Raw genomic sequence first — 25,352 nt, forward strand, 5'->3', positions numbered from 1 at the left:
GTCAGCCGGCCCCGTGCGTTCGGCCGTTGCGCCTCACTCGGTGCTGATGTCGAGCACCGCCGTCGTGCCCTGCACCTCGGTCATCACGAACACGACGCTCGGCCCGCCCGCGACGCCGATCTTCCCCATGCCGTTCGGGCCGATCGACATCCGGGTGGACGGGGTGGTGAGCACCATCCTGCCGCCGCGGATCGACACCGTGACGGTCAGCTCCCCCACGGTGATGTCGGCCTTCCCGGTGACCAGGACCTGGCACGAACCGGCCTTGCAGGCGGCCAGATCCGTGCCGTTGCGCGCGGTCAGCGGCGGCTTCGGCTTCGCCGCGATGTCACGGGGCACGCACGATGGCGCGAGGTCGTGCGAAGCGGCGAGTGCGGGGCCGTGTCCGACGACGGCGAGCAGCCCTTCGGCCTTCGGCTTGACCGCGGTGACGGCGGCCTTGGCCAGCTCGACCTGCTCCTGGAGGGCCGGTCCCTCGGTGCCGAGCGGCGGGTTCGTCGGCAGTTTCGCCGCCTCGTCCCGCAGCGCGGTCAGCAGGGTGTCGCGGAACGCGTCCGCCTCCTTGACGCCGGTCGTGGTCAGGTCTGCGATCTGCGTCGCGGCACTGTCGAGCGTCGAGTTCGTCGTGCTGACATAGCTCTCCAGCTCGAACGAGGCGAACCGGGGGTCCTCGCCCGCGAGGTCGGCGGTGTCGGTGGTCAGTTCGCCGATCGACGTGACGGTCGCGCACATCTTGTCCGCCCAGACCACCAGCTCGCGCGTCGGCGCGGGCTCGGGCAGCGTCACGGCCCGCACGGGCTCGCACGCGGGTGTCAGGTTGTACGAGGTGTGCAGCTCGGGCGCGTTCTCGACGACGCCGGCGAGCTGCTGCCGCACCGGTCCCAGACCGGAGATCAGCTCCGCGACCTGCTTCGCCCGCGCTTCGGCGTCCGGCGCGGACGTCAGCGAGGTGTCGGTGGCGGACGGCAGCTGCGGCCGGAGGTTTTCCAGCGCCGTGACCAGCCCGGCGACGTGCCCGTCCGCCGTGGCCACCCCCGACGGCGGCACCTTCTTGAGCGCCCTCGTCGCGTTGTCGATGCTGCCCAGGACCGAGTGGAAGGAGAAGGAGGAGTCGGGTGGTGTCCCGGCTTCCTCGATCGCCTTCACCTGCGTGCACACCACGTTCGACCACTCGACCAGCTGCCGGGTGGGCGGAGGCGGTGGCGGTGGTGGCGGCGGCCCGGCCGGTTCGGCCGCCGTGCACCCGGCGGCCACGATGGCTAGAACAGAGATGAGTACCCGCATGCCGGCCAGTCTCAGCCCGACCGCCGGGGAGAGGTCCCCGCCGTGGCCGGCACGCTGGGCGATGCCGGGACGCCGTCGAGCGCCCCGGTGGGGTCGAAGCGTTATCGACCGGTCCCGTGGTGTTCACCGGGCGGGTGTAGTGGTGTGGTCGTCATGGCCATTGGGGGCTGGAGGTCGGGTGGCCGAGGAACCGCTGTTGCGGATCAAGCAACGGCCGCCGAGACCCAGCCTCGCCCCGGCGTGGGTGGTCGGCGCGGTGGGCGTGATCCTGCTGGTGCTGACGCCCGCCGTGGTGCGGCCCGCGCCGCCGGCGGAGCCGGTCACCGTCATCCGGGGCAAGGCGGGGTCCAAGGTCGACTTCTTCCGCGACGGCAAGGTGCAGGAGATCCTGAAGCGGCGGGACGTCGAGGTCGTCGTCCACAACTCCGGATCGCGTGAGATCGCCACGAACGACATCGACCAGTACGACTTCGTGTTCCCCTCGGGGCAGCCCACGTCCGACCTGATCCTGACCGACCGGCAGGCCGGCAACCGGTTCGCCCAGGCGCACGTCCCGTTCGTCAGCCCGATCGTGCTGGCCACCTACCGCCCCTACGCCCAGGCGCTGCGCGACGCGGGTGTCGCCACGCCGATGGACCCCAGCCGACCCGACACGCTGTACTACGAACTCGACATCGCCGCGTTCATCCGGCTCACCGAGCAGGGCAAGCGCTGGAACGACATCGGCATCGGCGCCCACGGCCTCACCAACAACAACCTGGTGCTCGCCCACACCTCCGACGTGTGCAAGTCCAACTCGGGTGGCACGTACCAGGGCCTGGTCGCTTACGCCCGGAACGGCGGCCGGATCGCCAGTTCGGAGAGCGAGGCGGTCGCGCTCGGCGAATCGCTGAAGTCGTTCTACCGGCAGCAGGGCGCGCCGACGCCGGACCGCGTCCCCTTCTACCTGTCGCAGGAGGGCAAGCGGATCGCGCCGATCGTCGTGATCTACGAGCACCAGTACCTGGCCCACCAGCTGCGCCGCCCCGCCGGGCAGCCGGACCTGGAGCGGGTCCTGCTCTACCCGGCCGACCACTTCGAGACCCAGCCGTCCTTCATCGCGCTCAACGAGCGGGGCACGCGGCTGGCCCAGCTGCTGCGCACCGACGCGGAACTGCGCAAACGAGCCGTCGAACTGGGTTTCCGGGTGCTGGACGCGGGCCAGGAGACGGCCAGCCCGCAGTTGGCCGGCCTGCTCGCCGACCACGGCATCGAGGCGCCGTCCGCGACCGACGACGACACCCGCGCGTACCTGCCCGCGGTCGACCTGTTCGAGAAGCTCATCACCACGATCGGCGACTGCCGGTGACGCGGCCCGCTGCACGGAAACTGCCGGTGACGCGGCCCGCCGCACGGAAGCTGACCGCGCTGTGCGCGGTGCTGGCGCTGCTCGCGGCGTGCACCACCGAGCGGCCACCGCACGTGACCCTGCGGGTGCTCGCCTCCTCCGAACTGGCGGACATGGGTCCCCTGCTCGACGAGTTGCGGCGTGCCACCGGTGTCGAGCTCGTCCTGGAGCACCGGGGCACGATCGACGCGACCAACGCGCTGAACCCGGGCGAGTACCGGCACGACATCGCCTGGCTGTCCACCGACCGGTACTTCGACCTCAAGCTCAAGCAGATCGGCTTCACCGGCGAACGGCCGCCCAGCAGCAGGTTCATGTTCTCGCCGCTGGCCATCGGGGTCACGCCGAAGACCGCGGAGCTGCTCCGGTCCTCCACCGCGGACCGCCAGCTGTCCTGGGCGGACCTGGCCGACCGGTCGGCCGCGGGGATGGTGCGCTTCGGCATGGCGGACCCGCAGCACGCGGGCAGCGGGCTGTCGGCGTTGATCGGGATCGCGACCGCGGCGGCGGGCGGGGGCGGCGCCCTGCGCGAGCAGGACGTCACCTGCGACCGGCTGCGCGGGTTCTTCGCCGGGCGCACGCTCACCGAGGACACCTCGCACCGGCTGGCCGAGTCCTACGCCGCCGACCAGGACGCCGCGGACGCGTTGATCAACTACGAATCGGTGCTGCTGTCCCTCAACGCGAGCGGGAAGCTGCGCGAGCCGCTGGAGATCCTGTACCCGCGCGACGGCATCATCCTGGCCGACTACCCGATGCTGCTGCTCGACCCGGCCAAGCGGGACAGCTTCGACACCGTCGTGCGCTGGTTCGAGTCGGAGCCGGCGCAGCGCGCGATCATGGAGCGGACGCTGCGCCGCCCGCTGAACAACCAGGTGCCGCGCGACCCCCGGTTCCACGACTTCGGCACCAACACCTTGTACTTCCCCGAGCGCAAGGAAACCGTCGACCGGCTCACCGCCGTCTATGCGGACCCGCTGTCGCGCAACCCGTCCCACGTGATCTTCGTCCTCGACTTCTCCACGTCGATGGTGGGACCGCGCATCGCCGCCCTGCGGTCGGCGTTCGCCGGCTTCAGCGGCGCCGACTCGTCGGAGGCGGGCAAGTTCACGCGCTTCTACAAGGGCGAGCGGTTCACCATCATGCGCTTCGGCGGCACGGTCCTCGACGAACGTGACTTCGTGATCTCCGGCCAAGCCGACCTGGACGCCATCCGCGACCACATCGCGACCGACCGGTTCGACCAGGCCACCGGCGTCTGGTCGGCCCTGGACGCCGCCTACGCCAAAGCCACCGCGGTGACCGCGACGAACCCGGGCTCACCGGTCACCATCGTGCTGATGACCGACGGCGAGAACAACGCCGGCATCAGCCTGTCCGACTTCCTGCGCAACCACGAGTCCCGCGAGCCCAGGGCGAAGACCGTCCACACCTACACCGTCCGTTTCGGCGAGGCCGACCCCGTGGAACTGGACCAGGCGGCGAAGGCCACCGGTGGCCGCATGGTCGACGCGAACGCGACGTCCCTGGCCGAGGCTTTCAAGGAGATCCGTGGCTGTCGATAGCCCGTGGTTCTGGGTCCTGATCACCCTCGGCGTCGCGCTGGTCGCGGCGTCGGTAGCGCTGTACCGCCGCCACGGCCGCCTCCCGCGCGAGGAGGCCGTCGGTGGCGTCGGCGAGCACGAGGTGCTGATCTACCTCAACGAAACGATGGTCATGGAGATGTTCCAGACCCGCAGCAACGTGCCGGCGCTCAAGCGCTTGGTGGAGCAGTACACCCGCGAGAACGCGGAAGGCCAGGGCGAGGTGAAGGTCCGCTGGTTCAAGTTCGGCGGCAACCGCATCCACGAGGCCCAACGAGCCGAGTCCTTCGAAGCAGAGGACCGCCCGATCACCGCGATCCGGGAAGTCCTGCGCCAACTGGAAACCGCCGACGCCATCGTCTACGCAGACTTCCACAAGGGCGAGGTCCACGCACACCGAAGCCTGTCCGACGACGGCACGGCACAAGCGAAGCTCAGCGAAACGAGGATGTTCCTCTCCGTCGACGGCCTCTTCGAGAAGTACGAGGAAAACGACGACTCGGACGAAAACTACCTACGCCTACGCGCCCCCTACCCAGACAGCACCGCCCATGTCCGGGTGAAGATCCCCCGCAGCGGCGTACGAGAACACGACATCGTGCCGGACGGCACGTCCTTCCGCGCGCGGGTGCTGGGCAAGGTGGAAAACTGGAACACCAACGACAAGGTCCTCAAGATGTGGGCCCTGGCAGTCTTCCGCTGACCCTTCTGTGCGTAGATCTGCACGCGTTCGCCTAGCGGCGTGTGGATCGGCATGGCCCGCCCTAACGCATCAAGCCCGCACGTACCGAATCACGACAGCGAAGTGGCCCAGTGCTGGATGACTCGCTCGGCAACGAACCGGATGAGCTGGAGATCTGCGCCCATGTCGCGAGCCTCGCGGCTATGAGGCTGGATGACCTCCGCCTGGTTGTGACCGCCGCCCTCTTTCGCATGAACAATCCTGCACCGGATCTTGTACACGCGCTTCGCAACGTCGGGCCGGTAGTCCAGCCCTGGAACCGGGTGAGAGTTGACGTCCGCTTGCAACACGGGAACATCTTTGATGAGCTTTTCTTCGGCCAGACTGCGCAACAACAGAACGTTGCCGCGGAGAAATCCTTGCAGCTGCGCGGAGGTGACCGCCAATTCAGCCATGACGCTCAACTGGTCCAGTTCGGATCGAACCGGACTGCCCTGCGCCGCAGCATGCGCAGCGGCTCTCGGCATGAAGAATTCCAGCACTTGATAATACTTCAGATACCTCTCGAGAGGATCCCGTCCTGTAGAATTGGCAGCCGCGTACAGGGCGACCGGGGTGGCGTCATAGCGCTCCCGAGGAAACCGGATCTTGCCGATACCGGTCCGCGCCGGATGCCGAGCCGACGGGTAGTTCGCCTTCCACAGTCGCAGAGACACCCCTGTCGCCCGGACGACCTGGTGGAGGTAGCTGTCGCCGTAGTCGGCCAACAGGTTCTGCGCGGCCCCGGCATCGGCGGCCTCGAACCCTTCCATCACCAACGCGATGGGCGGAGCTGCGCGAAGCCGGCTGGGATACAGCGCCGCCAACTCCTCGGTCGCCGGCATGAGCCTCAGCGCTCGGCCCGCAGGCTTCGAGCCCGCCACGACATCAGTTGTCGCGAATGCTCCCTCACTGGAGAGAAGGCCGAGCACATCCCTGCCCAGTGGGCTGCCCGGAACGGCGTCACCGCGCCTCACGTTCGGCAACATGGATCTCGCGAGGGCCAGAACCAACTGGTCGTAGTCACCCACGACGCGAGCCATGATCGTTTTCTTGCTCTCGTCCCAGAGCCCGTGATGGTCCGGCAGAGGATGGCCCGAGCCGAGGACCCTGGCAAGCGCGTCCAGTTGGCTGGCCGATCGGAAGCGCACCCTGAGCTTGGGAGCCCCTGCTCCGTCAAGAAAAACCACACGCGCATCACCACGCGTCCCACGGCCACCATGCCAGTCGAGGTGAACGTCTGGGCGCGCTCGAAGCAGAACCTGTAGATCCTGAATCGCCTCGCGGTACGCCTTCCTGGGCTCATCTCCCCAGAGTGGGTCATCCCAATCGTCGTCGTCATCGATCCAGCGCGACTGCTCCACGACGCCTCACGGTTCACTTGATTGCGTTATCAGCTGCCACAACTATGACAGGCGGTGAGCGTCCGCTGTACTGAGGGACGTCGGAGACGCCGGAGCCAGGGCGAGGCGGGTATTGGACAGCAAGGACACAACCGGTATGACACCGCCGGTGAGCTGCATTTACCCTTCACGAGTGCCGGTGCACCTGTTCCGCAACACCTGGGCACTGTCCCCGCTCGCCACCGACTTCACCGCACTGGACAACGAGGTCGTCGAGCTGGGCCTGGCCCACTGCGACGGAGCCGACAGCTCGCGCGAGGCCGTGATCCACTCCGTGGACCGGTCGCCGGGCGGCCGAAGCCGCTGTGGTGGTTGACGAATGGTCTGCGGATCCAGGGCTGCGATCACGGCGAGGTCGGGGTCAACGCGCTGTGCCCTCGGACCCCAGGTCGTCACCGCTGGTCGACAGGGCTGTCAGTCGGTGGGTCAGGAGGCTGGACATGGCGTGTACGCCGTGGGTGATTGCGTGCTCGTCGGCGGCGAAGTCGAGAGTGTGTGGTGCGCCGTTCATGCCTGACTTGGGGTTCGCTACGCCTAGGTAGAACTGTGCGCCCGGTGCCTCGTTGAGGAACAGGGCGAAGTCCTCGCAGTTGAAGGGCCAGGATGCCCGGCCCCACAAGACAGACTCCGGGCCCAGTGTCGTGCTCAGGTACTGGCCAGCCGCTGTGCTGAGGTCCACCGAGTTCACCAAGGCGGGGAACGGATCGTCTGGGGGCTCGACGTGGCCGCCTGCGTCTGCCACGAGTTGCTTGACCTGCGCACGCAGCTCTGGATGCCGTTCCTGTGGCCAGGACCGCAGCAGGACGTTCGAGATGTGCCGCCCGTCGGGGGTCTGCTCGGTCCACTGGCTGATGGACACGGATTCCTGGATCTGCGCGGCGGTCTTGGGTTCCAGCACTGCTTGGAAGTGTGCGTTGTAGTCGGCGATGGTCTGGGGGTAGCTGACGGTGGCTAGCTGCGCCACCTCGGCCGCTACGGCGGTGGCCGAGGCGTTGTCTGGCAGGACTATTCGGAGGTGGTCTAGGCCGGGTAGGCCGTATCCCGGGGACACCGTGATGGTGCCGGTAGGGAAAGGACTGCAATGCAGCGAGTAGAACTCTTGTGGCGCGAGGCTTTGCACCAGGCCGGTCCTCAACATTGCGCGCGCACCCTGCAAGAGTTCCTCGGCGGGCTGGAAGACGAACACGAGCCGGCCGCGTACTGGCTTAGGGCTCTGAGCCAGTACCCGGGCCACGCCGACGCCGATTGCGGTGTGCAGGTCGTGTCCGCACAGGTGGGCGACACCGGGGACGCGAGAGGCGAAGTCTTCGTCGAAGACCCTGCCCGACGGCGGGATGCGCAGCACGTTCGTTCGCGTGTCGACGGCGTCCATGTCCGCCCGGTACGCGACCGTCGGGCCGTCTGCGGAACCGTCGAGCACCGCTAGGACCCCGTGCCCACCGACGCCGGTTGTCACCTCTAGCCCGGCCGCGCGCAGCTGGTCCGCGACCAGGCCGGCTGTTTCCCGCTCCTCGCCGGCGAGCTCGGGGCGGCGGTGGATCTCGCGGCGGAGCTCGATCAGGTCCTTGTCGAGAGCGGTCACCGGTAGATCTTGCGCACAACGTTCGGTTCTGCGCACCACCATTTCGGCCCATGTACCCGGCGCGCCTCGGTCACCATGCGAGGTCGAAGGGGCGTGGGTAGGGGGTTGGGTGGTAGGTCCGGTAGGCGTGCGTTGGACCAGGGTCGAGTTGTGCTGCCGAGGTGTTCAGAGCGGTTGGGCGTGTTGGCCCTGGACCGGCACGGCCGGGTCGCCGGTGGTGTGGATGGTGAGCAGTGGGGTGCCTGGGCGGCCGGTGAAGGTCAGGTGTCGGATCATGTACGACACTGCGGCCGGGTCGGCTGAGATTCTGGGTGCCCTGGCCAAGGTTGCCAGGTCCTCAGAGAGTGATAGGCCCGCGCGGTGTAGAGGGCCTCTACTTCGGGGCGGATGGCGGAGCGGGCTAGCAGGTGGGTGTAGTTCACACCGGTGTTCCACGACATGTTGCCGCCGGCCCAGGTCTCAGTTCCTCCGCGGAGCCCGCCCCCTGACCAGGAATTCCTGACGCGCGAACCGCCTCCACGCCGCCCCCGCGCGACGCGAGGACGGCGTGGACAGCGAGGTCAGGGCGCGGTGTACAGGGTCAGGACGTAGGTGCCCAAGGCCTCGCTCACCAGGGAGAACCACGAGATGTTCTCCAAGCCGACGTGGGAGCGGCAGCGCCACTTGTTGGGGACGGTCTTGTCCGGCACCAGCTTGGCGCCGCTGGTCAGGCCCTCGGCGTAGTTGCGCTTGTTCGCGTCCCAGCTGAAGTTCGAGCCACCCGAATCACCCTTCTCGACGCAGGCGTTGTGGCGGGTCAGACCGTTGACCTTGACCGAGGCGGTGGCCGGGTTGTCGTCGTGGTCCATGAGGACCGATTCGCCCTTGGCCTTGATGACGCCGCACGTGAGCTTGGTGGTCGCGCCCGACTTGCACATCGCCACACCCACGGTGGAGGACCGGTACCCGTGCATGAAGTAGCTCAGGCTCGTGTTGCCGGCGACGTAGGCGTTGACCGACGCCCCCTGCTGCCACGCGGCGGTGTTGGTCACCCTGACGGCACCGCGGTCCGGGCCGGGGAACTGCGAGTGCGACACCGATCCGATGGCGATGCCGGCGGCGGATGTCGGTGAGCCGACCGGGCCGCAGTGGCCGGCGGTCAGGAAGTAGCGGTACGTGCCGTTGTACGCGTTGAAGCCCACCGAGCAGGAACCGCCGGCGCTGTAGTACTTGTCTCCGCCGCGCAGCAGGGCCGTGGTGGTGGGGACGCCCTCGGTTTCCACCACGCGCACCGCGTCACCGTGGCGTGCGACGGCGTCGCGCACCGCCGGACCCGGCGTCTGTCCACTCACGACGGTGATGACGACCGCGTTGCTCTTCGGGTCGGCGTGCCAGGCCGCGACGCCGGAGAACGCGTCCGGCTCGGCGTCCGACCGCCGGTCCAGTTCGCTCTTCACCTCCTCCACCGCGCGCAGGGTGCGGGTCACCACGCGCGCCTCCGCGCCGGCGGCCCGCACCTGCTCGGCGTCCTCGGCGGTGGTCACGGCGACCACGAGACGCCCGGTGGCCTCGTCGAGCCACGAGCCGCCGTGGTCGTCCCCCAGCCAGGGCAGGAGTTCCGCGTCCAGCCGCAGCGCCTCGTCCTGGGCGGCGAACCGGCTCAGGGCCTGCTCCTCGGTCAGGCCGAGGTCGCGGCGCAACGCCTCCAGCAACGCCGCGGTGGCCGGGTCGTCGGTCGCGCCCGCCACGGTCGGTGTCGTGGTGAGCCCGACGACGGCCAGGGTCATCCCGGTGATGACCCCGCAGATCTTCCTCATGCGGTGCATGTCCCCTCCTCGGGTTCCGGCGGCGCGAACCCGCGCCGCACAACGAGATGGCGTTCAACGCGGGTGAACGGTGTTCGGTCGGCCGAGCCGCCAGGCGACCGGCGGGTGCGGCCCCGGGTGGTAGCCGCTGAACGTGCCGGTGTTGACCGACGTGTCGAGGTGGTGGCCCAGGTCGGGGAACTCCCGGGTGAGCCGGGTGAGCACCGACCGCAGCGCCCTGGTGGTGTTGACCCGGGCGCGTTCGGCGGGCGAGCAGGCGGGGCGAGCCCGGCCGCCCAGGCCGAACGCCCGCGCCAGTTCCCCGGTGAGGGCGTCGATCTCGGACCTGGCCCGCTCGGCGCGCTCCCGGTCGTGGCACGCCTGCGCGTCGTCCACCTCCTCGCGCAGGTCGGCGAGGCGCCGGCGGTAGGCGTTCTTGGCGGTCTCGTCCAGCAGCGGTCCGACGCCGGCGCACCCGCCCGCGGTCGGCTCCGGGTCGTCGCGGTGCGGCGTGCCCGGGTCGGCGGCGGTCGCCAGCTGGAGGGCGTGCAGGTCGGTGCCGGGCGCGGACAGCAGCGCGTGCAGGTAGCTCAGCCCCTTGCAGTGGCGCAGCCGCAGCACCGATCCCGCCCACTCCAGCGACCAGTGGTCGCCCTCGCGGGACAGGGTGGCGACGGGCGTGCCCGCCGTGCCGGTGAAGCGCAGGCGCAGGGACACCGTGTCGCCGTCGGCGGTCAGGTCGAGCACCCGCCAGTCGGCGGCGGTCAGCGCGCGGCTCACCTCGGCCGGCGCGCCGGTCACCGCGGCCGGCGGCGGTGATTCAGGGGAATGGGCGATGGTCATGCCGTCGAGCCTGGTGCGAGGCTTTTGAGCGGCCTTAGGGCCGGATTAGGCGGCACTGGTCCGATCGAGTGCACCCTGCCGGGGAGGTCCTACCGTGCGGCGGCCCAGCGACGATGGACCGGGTGTGACGACGTCCCTGCTGCCCGCCGCCCTGTCCCGGCCCCGGCTGGACCACCTGCTCACCGCCGCCCGCTCGACCAGGCTCACCACGGTCGTCGCGCCCGCCGGGTACGGCAAGACCACCTTCCTGGCCGGCTGGGTCGACCGCGCCCCGGTCGCCTGGCACACCGTCACCGAGCGGGACCGGTTCGTCCAGCCGCTGCTGGCCGGGCTCACCGCCGACCTGCGCGCGGTGCTGCCCGCGTTGGACTTCGCGCCCCCGGACGTGCTGGCCGACGACGAGGCCACGGGCAGCGCCGGCCGGACCAACCGGGCGCACGCGATGGCCGCCGCGCTGTCCGACGCGGTGACCGCCGCCGCGACCGGGCCGGACCCGGTGTTCCTGGTGCTGGACGACCTGCACGTCCTGCACCGCGACGACCCCGCCGCCGAACTGCTGGCCGCGCTGTGCCTCCAGGCCCCGCCCGCCCTGCGCGTCGTGCTCGCCGGCCGCGAGCCGGCGCCGTTCCCGGTGCGGCGGCTGCGCGGGCACGGCGAACTGCTGGAGGTGACCGCGGACCAGCTCGCGTTCACCGAGGCGGAGACCGCGCGGCTGCTGCCCGGGGTGGACCGCAGCCGGGTCGCGGAGGTCCACCGGACCACCGGCGGCTGGCCCGTGGCGGTGCGCATGGCCGCCGACGCGCTGCGCCGCGACCCGGCCGGCCCGGTGGAGCTGCCGCGCGACCGGACCCTGTACGACTGGCTCGCCCACGAGGTGTTCGACCGGGAACCGACGCGGGTACGCGCGCTGCTGGCCGCCGCGGCGTTGTTCGACCGCTTCGACGCCGAGCTGGTGACCGCGCTGGGCTTCGCCGACGCCGCCGAGGTGCTCGCGGACCTGGTGGCCCGCGGCCTGTTCGTCGAGCGGTTGGTGGACGCGCCGGGCCGGCTCGGGCTCATCCCGTTGGCGCGGGCGTTCGTGCGCAGCCGCTTCCCGCTCGACCGCGCCGAACGGGACCGGCTGGCCCGCGCGGCGGCGGAGTGGCTCGCCGGGCACGGGCGCCCGGACGAGGCCCTGGCCGTGCTCACCGGCATCGACGACCACGCGGGTGTGGCGCGGCTTCTGGCGAGCCGGGGCGAGGAGCTTCTGCACCAGGGCGGCGCGGACGGCGTCATCGCGGCGGTGGACCGGATCCCGCCGGCCGACCGGGACGCGACGACCTGGCAGCTCGCGGGCGTCGCCCACCAGGTGCGCGGCGAGTGGGCGATGGCGTTGGCGTGCCTGCGCGGCGCGGCTGGACGTGACGGGCGGATGAGCCCCGCGCTCGCCGCGCGCGTCGCGGCCATGCACTACTTCAGCGGCGCACCGGACAAGGCGCTGGCAGCGTGCCAGGAGTGCGAACTGACCGGCGACGACCCGGCGGCGGAATCGCGCGTGCACAGCCTGGCCGCGGGCGCGCACTGGGCGCACGGCGACGTGGCGGCGAGCAAGGCCAGGATCACCGAGGCTCTCGCCCTGGCCGAGCGCTGCGGCGACGACGCGGCGCTGTCCGCCGGGCACACCGTCCTGGCCATGATCGCCGACGCGGAGGGCGACCGCGTGGCGGTGGCCGACCACACCGGGCGGGCACTGGCCCACGCGCGGCTCGCGGGCGACGTCCTGTCCGAGATCCGGGTCCGGGTCAACCGGTCGGCGCACTTCGTGCACGAGGCGAGCCACCGGGAAGCGCTGGCCGAGCTGGAGGTCGCGCTGCGCCTGGCCGACCTCACCGGGTTCGCCGGGTACCGGGCGCTGGGCCTGAACAACCGGGGCGCGGCCTGGTTGGGCCTGGGACAGCTCGACGAGGCCGCGGCCGACCTGCACGCGGCCCGCGCCGTCTACACCCGGACCGGGTCGCGGCTGGCCAGCCTGGCGCTGGAGTCGCTGGGCGAGGTGTACCGGCTGCGCGGCGACCGCGCCCTGTCCCGGACGGCGTTCACCGAGGCGGTGCGGCTGGCCGAGGAGAACGGCGCGGTGCCGCAGGTGGTGCCCGCGCTGGCGGGCCTGGCACGACTGCTGACCGACGAGGAACCCGCCACCGCCCGCGACCTGGTGGACCGCGCGCTGGCGTGCGGCACCGGCCTGGGCTACCCGGCGGCGCTGCTGGCCGCCGCCCGGCTCGCCCTGGCCGACGGTCGCGACGACGAGGCAGCGGCGTTCGCCGACCGGGCGCGAGCCGAGGCCGGTCGCCGGGGCGACCGGGCGGCGCTGGCAGAGTCGCTGGAACTGTCCGGGCGAGCGCGAGCCGAGGCCGGGCGGCGCGGCGACCCGGCCGCACCGGCGGAATCGCTGGAACTGTCCGGGCGCGCGCGAGCCGAGGCCAGTCGGCGGGGCGACCGGACGGCGCTGGCGGAATCGCCGGAGCTGTCCGGGCGGGCACGAGCCGATACCGGTCGCCGGGGCGACCGGGCCGCGCCAGCGGAATCGCTGGAACTGTCCGGGCGGGCACGAGCCGACACCAGTCGGCGCGGCGACCCGGCCGCACCGGCGGAATCGCTGGAATTGTCCGGGCGGACGCGAGCCGAGACCAGTCGACGCGGCGACCCGGCCACGGGGGCGGAGTCGCTGGAACTGTCCGGGCACGCGCGGGCCGAGGCCGGGCGGCGCGGTGACCGGGCCGCAGGGGCGGCGTCGCTGGAGCTGTCCGGGCGGGCGCGGGCGGACCGGGGGCAGGCGTTGGCGCTGCTGGACCAGGCGGCGGCCGTGTGGCGGGAGATCGGCAACCCCCTGGGCGGCATCGCGGTGTCCATCGCGCGGGCGCGGGTGCTCGGCGGCACCGACGGGCTCGCGCTGGCGGTCGTGGCCGAGCGGGAGGCCGCCCGGTCGGGGGCGCGGGGTCTGGCGGCCGAGGCCGCCGCGGTCGCCCGGGAGTGCAGCGCGCGGGACCGGCCGGCGGTGTCGATCCGGACCCTCGGCGGGTTCCAGGTGGTGCGCGGGGGCGCGCCGCTGCCCGCGACCGCCTGGCAGTCGCGCAAGGCGCGCGACCTGGTCAAGATCCTCGTCTCCCGGGCCGGCCGACCCGCGACCCGGGAGGCGCTGATGGCGCTGCTGTGGCCGGGCGAGTCGCCCGCGCGGGTGGCCAACCGGTTCTCCGTCGCCCTGTCCACCGCGCGCCTGGTGCTCGACCCCCACCGCGGCGACGCGCACGGCATCGTCGCCGACACCGACCAGGTGCGGCTCGACCCCACCGTGGTCGACGTCGACGTCCTGCGCTTCCTCGCCGACGCCAAGACCGCGCTGACCGGCGGACGCCCCGCGGCGGCGCTGCTGGCCGCCGCCGAAGCCGCCTACGCGGGTGACTTCCTGGAGGAGGACCCTTACGCGGACTGGGCGGCGGAACTGCGCGAGAACGCCCGCCTGACCTACCTCCAGGTGGCCTCGGCGCTGGCCGCGCACGCCGAAACCACCGGCGACCACGTCGCGGCCAGCCGCTACTGCCTGCGCATCCTGGAACGCGACTGCTACGACGAGAACGCCCACCTGACCGTGATCCGCTGCCTGACCGCGACCGGCAGCCACGGCGAGGCACGGCGGCGGTACCGCACCTACGTGCAGCGCATGCGGGAGATCGAGGTGGAGCCCAGCCCGTTCCCCGGGGCCGCCGCGGCCTGAGCCGCACGACCCGTCCGGGCCGTGCGGCTGCGGACCTGCGTCACGGCTGCTCGCAGATGGCGTACGCCTCCATGTACCACGGGCTGGCGCCCTTGGCCCCGATCGCCGTCATGGTGCCGCTGTCCCAGTCGGGGTAGAGGCCGACGAGCGTGGCCACCACGTCGGGCGCGTTGGCCTGCGCCTTGCCGCCGCCGCCGAGCAACGGCGAGCCGGGAGCGCACTGCGCCGAGGCCTTCTGCGCCCACTCCCCCGTCCCGTAGCCGGAGACGCCCGTCTCCAGGTAGGTCTTGCCGACCATGTCACTCGCGCAGGTCGCCAGGACCTTCACGGACCACTCGCCGTCGACCGGTCCGGACGCGGTGGCCGTCGCGGTGGTCAGGTCCTTGGAGGGGACGAGGCCGTACAGCGTGGCCTGGTTGGTGGGGTCGACCACTTCGCCGAAGACGCCGGTCAACGCCCCGACGTCGTCACAACTGGCCGACGTCGACTTGAAGGACACCAGTTGGGCGGTCGGCCCCGGCTCCGCGCGCACCAGCACCGGATCGCCGTGCCCGCACACGGCGTAGGCGGTGAGGGTCCACGGCGCGACGGCGCTCACGCCCCTCGCCCCGACCACGGCCCCCGACAGGTCGGCCGCCGGCATCACCCGGTTGATGATCGCCGCACCACCCGGGACGCCGTCGACGTACCCGCCGGCCGAGTACAGCTTGGTGCCCGAGGGACACACCACGACCACTTCCTTGTCCCTCAGACTCGCCGCCCCGGTCTGCTCCACGACCACCCGGCCGGGAACCCCGGCCACCGCGACCGGCGCCACGGCGCCCAGCAGCAGACCGGCCCCCAGCAGCAGGCCCAGCATCGATGTCTTGCGCATCGAACCCCCTTCGTCCTCGCCGCGACGCGGCGTCGGGAAGGAGTCTCCGGAGGTCGATTTCGGTGATCTTAAAGTCGCCTCCGACGGCGACCGCCGACGCGGCTCAAGGGGTCACCACCTCGCTCTCGCAGGGCATCCACGAGGACGCGCCGAGGTAATAGGCCTTGAACCGCCAGCGGCCCGGTTCGAGCCGGTCGTGCACCACCCGGAACTCGCCGTGCACAAGCGCGCTCTCGTAGACGCGGGGCTCCGCTTCGGGCTCGGGGCCGAGCGGGTTGACCGTGACGAGCACTTTTCCCGGCACCGGGGAGCCGTCGGAGCGTTGGGCGACGACTCCCCACGCGACCTCGCCGGACACGTCGAAGTGGCGGAACTCCGTGCCGCTGCCCGTCATCGTCAGCACGGACGCACCGCCGAGCAACACCGGTGCGCAGCTCCCCAGATCGTCGCCGTACATCGACAGCCGGGTGGTCGTCTCGATCCGCCGCTCGCCGGCCGCGAACTCCGCGACGAGGTCGGCGAACCGCTCGTCACCGAGCAGCGACTCGACCATGAGCATGATGCGTTGGCTCTCACCGGGTTCCAGTCGCACCCAGGCGTGGTCGAGGTAGACCCGGAACAGGGGGTGCGGCTGGCGGACCGTGAACGACATGACCGCCGCCGTGTCCCACGGGTTCTCCACCAGGAACGTCGTCACCTCGCGGGTGGCGGGCGAGGACGTCGTGGACGCCGTCCACGTGTAGTTCGACTGGGCCTCGTTGTTCTCCGGGGTGACTTCCCAGACCTTGCTCACGGGGTCGTGGAAGGGCTGGATCCGCGCCACGACGCACGAGTGCTGTTGGTAGGTGATCCCCTTGAACGGCAGCCGCACCACCGGCGGCACCCACTTCACGGGCGCCTCGACGTCGACGAACTTCCTGCTCGGAATGGTCACCGTCGCCTCGCCGAGGTCGTTCTCGGCGCCGTTGCCGAGGGTGAACTCCTTGACCGAGAACCTGACCCGGACGTCGTGGGCGTCGCCGGCGCCGTTGTTGTGGACCCGTACCCGCAGCGTGTTCGGCTCGCCTTCCCAGGGGATGTTCCGGAAGCCGGGGTCGGCCAGGCTGCGCCCGTTGACGACTTCGAAGTCGGGGCTCTGCCAGTTGTTCGAGGGCGCCCACGGCGTGATCATCGGGTCGGGTCGGTCACCCGCCGCGTAGCGCACCCGCACGGTCGCCGAGTCGGCGGCCGTGGAGATCACGTCGACGACGAAGTCCTGCTCGAACCCCGGGGTGGACCGGTCCTTCTCGTGGTGCTCCTCGCCGGCGCCGAACGAGCCGCGCTCGACCACCAGGTCGGCGTCGCCCTCGATGAGCAGCACCTGCGGACGGTCCCCCGGCGGGGGTTGGCGGGTGAGGGCGTCGGTGATGACGACCGCCGCGGCCTGGGGCGGTGACTGGTCGACGGTCCGCCCCGCGACCTCCGGCCGGTACTCCAGGTAGTAGTTCCTCCCGTCCTCGACCCGGACTTCGGCGGCGCCCCACCGGCCCGGGGGCACCGGACCGGCTCCGGCGGCGTGCAGCACGATCTGCTCGTCGACCGCTCCGTGCACCCCGAAGTTGTAGAGCTTGACGGTGTCCGCGGGCAGCCAGCCGAGCATCAGCCGGTGCACGGCGGACGGGAGCGGCAGACCCCTCTCCCAGGTCATCAGCTCCCACGTTCCCCCGGTCGCACCGGTCGGGTTCTCCGCCGCCGACTCGCTTCCGCCGGTGACCCGCTCCGCGACATCGGTGGCGTACCCCCGGTCGTACTGGTCGATCAGACCGAGGTTGTGCCCGAACTCGTGGACGACCGTCTCGTGCACGTCCCGCCCGCTCGAGGGGTCGGTCGCCCAGTCGTCCGGCATCACGATCCACCCCACGTCGCGCACGTTCGGCACCCGGAGGCCGTAAAGGTCACGCGCTCCGACGATCCGGGTCACCCCGCCGATCGAACCCCTGGGCCACACCGACAGGCGCGGTCGGGTGGCGGTCGCCCGGCGCGAGCGGATGACGTAGAGGACGGAGTCCAGGGTGCTCAAGTCGAGCAGCGGAGCCGCACCGGCCGCGGCGTTGTCGGCGTTCCGCCGGGCGACGGCGGCGAGGACGATGGCGTCGAAACCGGGTTTGGGCGCCCATTGGCGGTTGTCCTCGGCACCTGGTTCGGGCGCCGGTTGATTCTTGTTCCTCTCGAAGTACGTCCCCCAGTCGTACGGCAGCGCCACCGGGCCGACCGGGCCGACGAAATCCACTTCGAGCATGCCGTTGGACGCCTGCCGGAAGTACTCCGCGGCCGAACGCGACTGCCCGTCGACCGTGACGCCGTCGACGAGTTCGCGGCGCAGCGCGGTGGTGATCGGGGTGATCGGGTCCGGGTACTGGGCGTCGGCCTGCCCCGTCTCGACGAGCACGACTCCGACCCGACGTCTGCCTTCCGCCTTGTGCACCTCGACGTTCTGCGGGCGGGTGTGGTCGCCGGAGTCGGGCCCGCCGTAGGTTCCGCTGTCCGGTCCCGCCACCACCGAGCCGAAGAGCGCCGACGACGGACCCCACTTCGGGTCGTCCCACCGGTCGAGGACGTCGAACTCCGCCGAACCCACCGGCTCGCCGTCGCTCGCGCGCACCGCGGTCAGCACGTGCGGCCCGGTCAGCCGGCCGGCGCTGAGCACCACGCTCGGCGCCTGCGGGTCGAAGCCGTTGTCCCGGGCGGCCGACACGAGTTCGCCGCCGTCCTGCGGCTGGACCAGGAACCGCAGCTCGTCGAAGGAGATCGCGGGATCGTGGACCGTGACGCCGACCCGGACCCAGCCACCGATGAAGAGTTCGCCCGGCGGGATGTGCAACCGCACCGGAGGGGGCGCGAGGGGCGGTGGCGCGAGCAGGCGCACGGCGCCGCCGACGCCGACCGCGAGGTGCCCGTCGACGAGCGGTCGCCCCGCCCAGAGCCGGCCGGTCAACCCGTCGGCCAGGGTGGTCGGCGCGTCTCCCGGGGATCCGACGGGCAGCTGGAGGACCCGCCCGCCCGCGGCGTCGGTGATCACGAGGTGCGTCTCGGCCGCGTCACGCCAGGCGAGGTCGACCGGCTGCCCGAGCCCGGTGGCCAGCACGGTCACCGCGCCCGCGGCGTCGACGGCGATCAGCCGACCGCCGCCACCGTCCTCGGCCGCGATGAGCCGACCGCTCGCGGTGTGCCGCACCAGGCCCCGCACGGCGGGTCGACCGCGACCGAGCGTGGTGACCCGCGGCGGGTCGAGCCCGATGTCGAGGATGCGGCCCGTTCCCGAGCCCTCGGCGACGTGGAGCACGGTCCCGGCCGGGTCGACGAGCACCGCTCCGGGCCGGCCGGTGCGGCGAGCGAGCAGGGTGGGCGGTCCTCCGTCGAGCGGAACCGCGAAGAGGCCGGCGGAACTCCCCCCGTAGGCGGTGTTCCCGTCCGGGGACAGGTCGAATGCCCGCACCCGGTCCACCCCGGCCACGGGCGTCTTCCCGCCCGAAACCCGGTCCACCGAGACGAAGCCGCCACGGTGGAGCGCGACGACAAGTGCTGCACCCCCAGCTCGCTCACGAAGTGCTACCGGGGTGCGGAGGCCCTCGACGAGGGCGGCCGGCTCGGGCATGGCGGCTTTCCCTTGCTGATCGGCGAACCGGACGAATCCGACGCGCCAACCCATGCTCCTCGCCGGTCACCCCTGCGGGTAGTCACCTGAAGGTGTGGCCCGTTACCGCATGATTGCGGCTCGGCGGGTAACACCGGCACCGTGCCGGACGACCTTGCGGGCATACGGCCAGGCGTGGGAGGTCCGGATGCTCGACCGCTTGACCGACTTCGAGCGGGCGCTGGAGTCCGGGGATCGTGAGCTTGCCCTGCGCACCGCGCGGTCGCTGTTGGGGCAGGCGCTTCGGCTTGCGCCGGGGGATCCGGAGGCCTTCGTGGTCGCCGCTGTGCTCACCGATCAGGTCGACGACCTCACCGACGACCTCCCGCCCGCCGAGCGCATCGGGCCGTGGGCCGATCTGCGGGCGCTGGCACGGCGGATGGGGGTGCCGGCGGTCGAGTTGGGTGCCTCGTTGCGGCTGGCCATGTTGCACCTGGACGCGGGCAACACCGAGGCCGCCACCGAGCACACCAAGCTCACGCTCGCCCTCGCGCCACGCGCCGAGCCGGTCGAGATCGGGGGTGCGGAGATCGAGAGCCCGGGGCCGGACGTGGTGGGGGCCGTCGTGACCGGTGTGATCGAGGAGCTGTACTACCAGCACGAGAACTTCTCCGACGCCCGTGACCTCGCCGCCGGGCTCACCGCCCTGCACCCGGATTCGCGTGCCGGGTGGTTCTTCCTGGCCCACGCGGAGGTGCGGCTGGGCAACCACGACGAAGCCGTGCCCGCGCTGCGCCGGCTGGTCGAGCTGGCGCCCGACCAGCCCGGTCCGCACATCACCCTCGCCGGCTCCCTCTACAACACCGGCCGGCCCGACGAGGCGGTCGAAGCGGCGTCGAAGGCCATCGAGCTCAAGCCCGACGACCTCCAGTACCGCTACCACCGCGCGCAACTGCACTCCGCCACCGGGCACCCCGAGGCGGCGTTGGCCGACCTCGACACGGTGATCGCCCGCGCCCAGGGTCTACCACGCCGCGAGCCGGACCCCGACCAGACCCTGATCCAGTACGAGCGCGACATGCCGGCCGAGGACGTCGCCGACTTCGCCCGCGTCATGCGGCTGCACGTGCTGGTCGACATGGGGCGCGAGGAGCAGGCCCGTGCCGAGGGTCGCCACCTCGTCGAGACCGGGGACGTCCCGACCTCCGCCGCCGCCCACGTCTTCCTCGGCGACCTCGCGGCGGCGGAAGGCGACCACGAGGCGGCGGTGTCCCACTACTCCGCCCACCTCGACCGCATGGAACGCGCGCAGGCCCGGCTGGCGCTGGCCGCCTCCCAGGAGGCGCTGGGCCGGCTCGACGACGCCGTGGCGACCCTGGACGGACTGTCCGGTCAGGACGAGCGGCAGGACCCGCAGGCGGCCGTCGAGGCGTTGACCGAGCTGCTCGAACGCCACCCCGGCCACCTCGGCGTGCGCAAGGCGCTGGGCCACGCACTGCTGGAGGCCTGGGCGCCCGGACAGGCCGCCGAAATCCTGCTCGACCTGCTGGACGAGCAGCCCGACGACTGGCAGGCGCACGCCTGGGCGGGCATGGCGCTGGTCACCCACAGCAACGCCGAGGAGGGCTGGAACGCCTCCATGAGCGACGACCGCGTGCTGGGGGCCGTCCGGCTCCTCGTCGACGCGGTGCGCCTCGCGCCCGACGAGCCGCAGCCCCGGGCCTGGTTGCGGTGGCTCGTGGAACGCGCCTGCGCCATCCCGTCCTTGGCCAACCAGCTCGTCCTGGCCCACGTGCTGATCGACGACCCCACCGGCCCCGGCCACGTGCTGCCCGAGCTGGACGAGGTGTTCACCCGCTGGTTCGCGGCGTCCACGCACGAGGGACCGGCGCGGGAGTGGGCGCAGGCCGTGCCGGAGCTGCTGGCCGCCCGCGAGGCCGCCGCGCGCGCCGACCTGCCGCTCATCGGCGCGATGACCGACATCCGGTTGGCGGACAACTACCTGCGCCTGTACGAGGTGCAGGAGGCGCTGGACCGCCTGGCGGCGGCCGAGACCGCGATGGTCGAGGTGGGCCGGCTGCCCGTCATGTGGGGACCGGTGGTCGAGGAGACCGCGGCCCAGGTGGAGGCCAGCGGCCGGCGCGCGCTGCTGGTCGACTGGGACCACCTCGAGTTCAGCACCGCCGTCCACAAGTCGATGACCGACCTCCTCGCCGTGCTGCGGTCCCAGGCGCTGCAACGGATCGGTGACGTGGAGGGCGCGCTGCGCGAGGTCGGCGACGTGCCGCCCGACGACGCCGAGTTCGACGACCTGCACCACCGCGCGGTGCTGCTGCGCGACGCCGGCCGCCCCGACGAGGCCCTCGCGCTGCTCCCCCGGCTGACCGAGCTGGCCGGCACGGACAGCGCGTGGAAGCTCGCGAACCTCGAAGCGACGCTGCACCTCCAGCGCGAGGACTACGCCGCGGCGGCGGCCGTGATCGAACGCGTGCTGGACGACGTGCCGCCGGACTCGTACGAGGCGTCGGTGTTCGTCAGCAACCTCACCACCGCGTACGTGCAGCAACAGGAGTACGCGAAGGCCTTGGACCTGCTCGACCGCTACCCGCTGCCCGCCGGCGCGCAGTTGCCGCTGGTGTACGGCAGGCACGTGCTCCGCGCGCAGGTCCTGCAAGGCTCGGGCGACGACCGCGGCGCGCTGGAGTCGTACGTGACGGCGTTGGACACCGCCGACGAGCTGCGCGGCAGGCTGCGCGACGAGCCGACCCGGATGGCCTGGCAGGAACGGCAACTGGACACCTACGAGGCCGCCGTGGTGACCGCGCTGATCGCCCAGGACCCGGTGTCCGCGCTGGAACTGGTGGAGCGGTCCAAGGCCCGCGCGTTCGTCGACCAGCTCAGCCTCGGCCACGTCGAGCCGACCGAGCAGGTGGAACGGTTGCGCGCCAACTGGTCCCGCGCCCGCGACCGGCACGCGGCGCTCGCGGCGCTGGCCCGGTCGGCGCGCCCGGCGGAGGAGGTCGACCTCCAGCAGCGCTACCGCGAGCTGAACGCCGGCCGCAACGCCCCGTTGAACGACCTGGAACGCGAGCTGGACGCCGAGCAGGCGGCCGTGGACCGGTTGGCCCGCCTGCTGGCGCTGGAACAGGTCCGCAGCCACGAGTCGGTGGCGGGCAAGACGTTGACCGGCCCCGAGATCCACGCCCTGCTCGCCGAGGACCGCCGGTGCGTGCTGGCCGAGTACTTCGTGGCCGCCGACCGGACCCTGCTGTTCGTGCTCACGCCCGACGACCCCGTGCCGCACGTGTACGCGTGGGACATCGGCGCGGAGGCGCTGGCCGAGGAGGTGGGTGGCTTCTTCGGCGGCGCGGTGCGGACGATGGACGCCGAGGACTTCGACGAGTTCTTCGGCTCCCTGCTGGCCCCGGTGCTCGACCACAGCGATCCCGGCGACGTGGTGCTGCTGGTGCCGCACGGTCCGCTGCACTACGTGCCGCTGCACGCGCCGCTGGTCGAGCGCAACCCGGTGTGCCGGGTGCCCAGCGCGTCGCTGCTGCGCTACCGGCGGCGGGCGGCGACCCGGCAGTGGCGCACGGCGCTGGTCTTCGGCGACCCGCGCGGCGACCTGGTGCACTCGCGGCAGGAGGCGGCGCTGGTCGCGTCGCTGTTCGACACCGAACCCGCGGTGGGCGACGCCGCGTCGCGCGTGCGGCTGGACCGGGCGGTCGGCGGCGCGCTGGGGCCGGACCTGGTGCACCTGGCCTGCCACGGCCGGTTCGACGACGACCGCGCGGTGGACTCGGCCGTGCTGCTCGCGGACGGCGAGCTGACCGTGCAGGACATCTTCCAGCTGCGGCTGAGCGCGAACCTGGTGACGCTCAGCGCGTGCGAGAGCGGGGTGAACGCGGCTCGGCCCGGTGACGAGCTGATCGGCCTGACCCGCGCGGTGCTCTACGCCGGCGCGCCGTCGCTGCTGGTGAGCCTGTGGGCGGTGGACGACCTGTCCACGGCGCTGCTGATGGGCGAGTTCTACCGGCGGGTGCGGGCCGGCGCGGACCTGGCGGACGCCCTGCGGGAAGCCCAGCTCGCGCTGGCCGCGACGACCGCGCGGGACGTGGTGGCGCACTGCGACCGGCGGTTGGCCGAGGAGACCGACCCGCCGGCCGCCGCCGCGCTGCTGCTGGACCGGGCGGGCGCGCAGACCGTCGCGGGCGACCTCGCGGCGGCGGCGGAGAGCTGCCGGGAGGTGCTGGCGGCGGACGTGCGCGGCGAGGCCGGCGCGCGGCTGCGGGCGCGGGCCACGCGGATGGGGAACCTGGTGGCGTTGAAGGCCGAGGTCGGCGCGGAGGTCGATTACTCGGCGCGGCCGTTCGCGCATCCCTACCATTGGGCGGCGTTCGCGCTTGTCGGCGATTGGCGGTGAAGCCGGTGTTGTTGTCCGCGTTGGCGGGGAGTCATGTCGTCGTGCGAGACGATGTCGACGTGTCGGAAGCGTTGGTGGCGCTGGGGCGCGCGGAGGCCGACCACGTGGTCGTCGTGACCGCCGAGGGCCGGCCGGTGGGCGTGCTCGGCGCGGCCGACCTCCAGCGGATGTCCGGGCCGCCGGCCGCCTCGACCGACCGGTTCCCGCCGTTCGTGCTGGTCGGCGCCGAGCCGGACGAGCTCGGCGTGGAGGAACTGGTCGACCTGGCGGACCTCGTGGCGCGCACGGCCGCGCGGCACGTGGTGGTGGAGCGCGACGGTGTCCCGGTCGCCGTCGTGCCGCGCGCGGCGATCGCGGCTGCCCTGCCGCTGGACGCCGTGGACGCCGCGGGTGTGCGGGCGGGCAACCCGGACCTGCCGTCGCTGACCTACATCTGCACCAAGTGCTCGCCGCCCCGGCCGCAGATGCCGCGGGCGCCCGGCCCGGACGGCGGTCCGCCGCTGTGCCGGGTCGAGTTCTTCCACGGCCCGATGGACCCGGTGGTGTAGGTGTTCGCGTCCGTGCTGCGCGAGGTCACCGGTTACTTCGACCGGCGGGTGCTGATCTCGACGTTCTTCCCCGTGCTGGTGTTCCTCGGCGGCACGGTGCTGGTGGTGTGGGTGACGGTCGCCGGGGTCGACGGCGCGGTCGCCGCGTGGGGACGGCGGCCGGTGACCGTGCAGGCCGTGGTGATCGCCGGGTTCCTGGTGCTCACGGCGTTCCTGACGTTCGTGGTGGGCAACCTGCGCGAGTGGCAGGACCGGGTGTGCCAGGGCTACTGGCCGGACCGGGTGGCCGAGCCGTTCGCCCGCCGGCACCGCGCGGCCCGCCGCGCCCTGCTGGACCGCGACGACGCGCTGCGCGCACGGGAGGAGGCGCTGGCACTGGAACGGCGGACGTTCCCGCGCCACGACGTCACCGGCCCGACAACCTTGACCTCCGTGGACGACGCGCTGCGCCGGCTGGGAGAGGTCCGTGCCGGCGGCGAGTGGCCCGAGGGCACTTCGGAGCTGTTGGCCGACGTCGCACGTGCGGCCCGCATCTCGCCGGTGGCGGGGTTCACCGACCTGGTGTTCGCGTTGGACGAGCGGCTGGCGGCGGCCGAGCAGCAGGTGCGCGACGAGCGGGCGGAGGTCCAGCAGGAACTGTTCCTGTGGTACCCGCAGCCGCCCCGGGACGTCCTGCCCACCCGGATGGGCAACGTGGTGCGTGCGGCCGAACTGCACCCGTCCGTGCGGTACCGGTTGGACGCGGTCGTGCTGTGGACCCGGCTTCAACCGTTGCTGCCCAAGGAGTTCGACGACGCGGTCAAGGACGCCAAGGTCTCGGTGGACCTGCTGCTGACGATGGCCGCGTTCCTGCCGCTGTTCGGCACGCCGCTGTCGTGGTGGCTGGCGTTCCGACTACAGCGGATCCCCGGCACACCCGCCGCGTGGCTGACCGTCGCCGCGGTCCTGGTCTGCGTGTACGCGGTGGTGCGGTTGGTTCCACGGTGGTGGCAGCTGACGGTCGCGGTGGGTGTTTACGCGGTCGTGCACGTGCTGGTGGGGTTTTGGACGCCGTTGCTGCGGGTCGAGGTCGGTCTGGTGTGGACGGTCGCGGCTTTCACGGTGGCGTACGGCTTGTACCGCAACGCGACCCGCGCGGCCCTGGCTTGGACCGAGCGCTTGCGCACGGCGTTCGACTTGTACCGCTGGAAGTTGCTGGACGAACTGCGGCTGCCGCTGCCCGAGGACCTGAAGGCGGAACGCGCGGTGTGGGCCGAGGTGAGCCAGTTCCTGTACCGAGGCGCTACGACGAACCCCGACACCATGCGCTACCGCCACCCCGCGACCGAGGACGGCGGCCCCACGGCCGGCGGGTGACACCGCCGACCCGGCGCGGCGCGGCACGGCACGACGCGGCCGACCCGGCGAGGCGCGGCACGGCTGGCCCGGCCCGGCCAGGCGCGGCTGGCCCGACCCGGCCAGGCGCGGCTGGCCCGACCCGGCCAGGCGCGCCTGCCCGGGCGCGGCGCGGCTGGGGAGGCGCGGCACGGCGCGCGAGGCGAGGCGCGGCTGGCCCG

Annotated in this window: 15 protein-coding genes; 8 read left to right on the forward strand and 7 right to left on the reverse strand. The window is 72.3% G+C overall.

Going from position 1 to position 25,352, the window contains the following annotated elements; genetic code table 11:
* Positions 1–33: 33 nt before the first annotated feature.
* Entirely contained in the window at positions 34–1,284 is a 1,251-nt protein-coding gene (locus WBN91_RS12985) for a hypothetical protein (protein WP_337723315.1), read from the reverse strand.
* 178 nt (positions 1,285–1,462) lie between these two features.
* On the opposite strand from WBN91_RS12985, the gene WBN91_RS12990 reads away from it, so the two are divergent.
* From WBN91_RS12990 to WBN91_RS13000, 3 genes are read left to right on the forward strand one after another with little or no spacing between them, the layout of a single operon-like run.
* A complete protein-coding gene (locus WBN91_RS12990; protein ID WP_337723316.1) occupies positions 1,463–2,632 on the forward strand; it encodes a hypothetical protein in 1,170 nt (389 codons plus the stop codon).
* 26 nt (positions 2,633–2,658) lie between these two features.
* The gene (locus WBN91_RS12995; RefSeq protein ID WP_337723317.1) at positions 2,659–4,236 is read left to right on the forward strand and encodes a vWA domain-containing protein; all 1,578 of its coding nucleotides are present in this window, start codon (positions 2,659–2,661) and stop codon (positions 4,234–4,236) included.
* Entirely contained in the window at positions 4,223–4,957 is a 735-nt protein-coding gene (locus WBN91_RS13000) for a hypothetical protein (RefSeq protein WP_337723318.1), read from the forward strand. Before WBN91_RS12995 ends, WBN91_RS13000 begins: the two co-directional genes overlap by 14 nt.
* Positions 4,958–5,046: 89 nt before the next feature.
* Here WBN91_RS13000 and WBN91_RS13005 read toward each other — a convergent pair whose 3' ends face one another.
* On the reverse strand, positions 5,047–6,339 hold the full coding sequence (locus WBN91_RS13005) for a hypothetical protein (RefSeq protein WP_337723319.1): 1,293 nt from the start codon (positions 6,337–6,339) through the stop codon (positions 5,047–5,049).
* A 172-nt stretch (positions 6,340–6,511) separates the two neighbouring features.
* On the opposite strand from WBN91_RS13005, the gene WBN91_RS13010 reads away from it, so the two are divergent.
* Positions 6,512–6,694: a hypothetical protein gene (locus WBN91_RS13010; protein WP_337723320.1), complete on the forward strand. Its 183-nt coding sequence runs from the start codon at positions 6,512–6,514 to the stop codon at positions 6,692–6,694.
* A 45-nt stretch (positions 6,695–6,739) separates the two neighbouring features.
* Here WBN91_RS13010 and WBN91_RS13015 read toward each other — a convergent pair whose 3' ends face one another.
* From WBN91_RS13015 to WBN91_RS13025, 3 genes are all read right to left on the reverse strand, one after another.
* On the reverse strand, positions 6,740–7,960 hold the full coding sequence (locus WBN91_RS13015) for a M20 metallopeptidase family protein (RefSeq protein WP_337723321.1): 1,221 nt from the start codon (positions 7,958–7,960) through the stop codon (positions 6,740–6,742).
* Positions 7,961–8,520: 560 nt separating this feature from the next.
* The gene (locus tag WBN91_RS13020; protein ID WP_337723322.1) at positions 8,521–9,765 is read right to left on the reverse strand and encodes a S1 family peptidase; all 1,245 of its coding nucleotides are present in this window, start codon (positions 9,763–9,765) and stop codon (positions 8,521–8,523) included.
* A gap of 54 nt (positions 9,766–9,819) precedes the next feature.
* Positions 9,820–10,587: a hypothetical protein gene (locus WBN91_RS13025; protein WP_337723323.1), complete on the reverse strand. Its 768-nt coding sequence runs from the start codon at positions 10,585–10,587 to the stop codon at positions 9,820–9,822.
* Between the two features lie 124 nt (positions 10,588–10,711).
* Here WBN91_RS13025 and WBN91_RS13030 point away from each other — a divergent pair, with 124 nt between their 5' ends.
* Complete coding sequence (locus tag WBN91_RS13030; RefSeq protein WP_337723324.1) at positions 10,712–14,338, forward strand: BTAD domain-containing putative transcriptional regulator; 3,627 nt, start codon at positions 10,712–10,714, stop codon at positions 14,336–14,338.
* Positions 14,339–14,378: 40 nt separating this feature from the next.
* On the opposite strand, the gene WBN91_RS13035 is transcribed toward WBN91_RS13030, so the two are convergent.
* Both WBN91_RS13035 and WBN91_RS13040 read right to left on the reverse strand, forming a co-directional pair.
* Positions 14,379–15,212 carry a hypothetical protein gene (locus WBN91_RS13035; RefSeq protein ID WP_337723325.1) on the reverse strand — a complete coding sequence of 278 codons (834 nt, stop codon included), beginning with the start codon at positions 15,210–15,212 and terminating at the stop codon, positions 14,379–14,381.
* A gap of 103 nt (positions 15,213–15,315) precedes the next feature.
* Positions 15,316–18,687 (reverse strand): hypothetical protein, encoded by a 3,372-nt coding sequence (locus WBN91_RS13040; RefSeq protein ID WP_337723326.1) that lies wholly within the window; start codon positions 18,685–18,687, stop codon positions 15,316–15,318.
* Positions 18,688–19,033: 346 nt separating this feature from the next.
* Between WBN91_RS13040 and WBN91_RS13045 the strand changes: the two genes are divergently transcribed.
* The 3 genes from WBN91_RS13045 to WBN91_RS13055 are packed head-to-tail and all read left to right on the forward strand — an operon-like array spanning position 19,034 to position 25,152.
* The gene (locus tag WBN91_RS13045) at positions 19,034–23,248 is read left to right on the forward strand and encodes a CHAT domain-containing protein (protein WP_337723327.1); all 4,215 of its coding nucleotides are present in this window, start codon (positions 19,034–19,036) and stop codon (positions 23,246–23,248) included.
* A gap of 41 nt (positions 23,249–23,289) precedes the next feature.
* Positions 23,290–23,796 (forward strand): hypothetical protein, encoded by a 507-nt coding sequence (locus WBN91_RS13050; protein WP_337723328.1) that lies wholly within the window; start codon positions 23,290–23,292, stop codon positions 23,794–23,796.
* On the forward strand, positions 23,797–25,152 hold the full coding sequence (locus tag WBN91_RS13055; RefSeq protein WP_337723329.1) for a hypothetical protein: 1,356 nt from the start codon (positions 23,797–23,799) through the stop codon (positions 25,150–25,152).
* The last annotated feature ends 200 nt before the right edge of the window (positions 25,153–25,352 follow it).

Source organism: Saccharothrix sp. CCNWYY140 (genome assembly GCF_037401995.1).
Classification (GTDB): Bacteria; Actinomycetota; Actinomycetes; order Mycobacteriales; family Pseudonocardiaceae; genus Actinosynnema.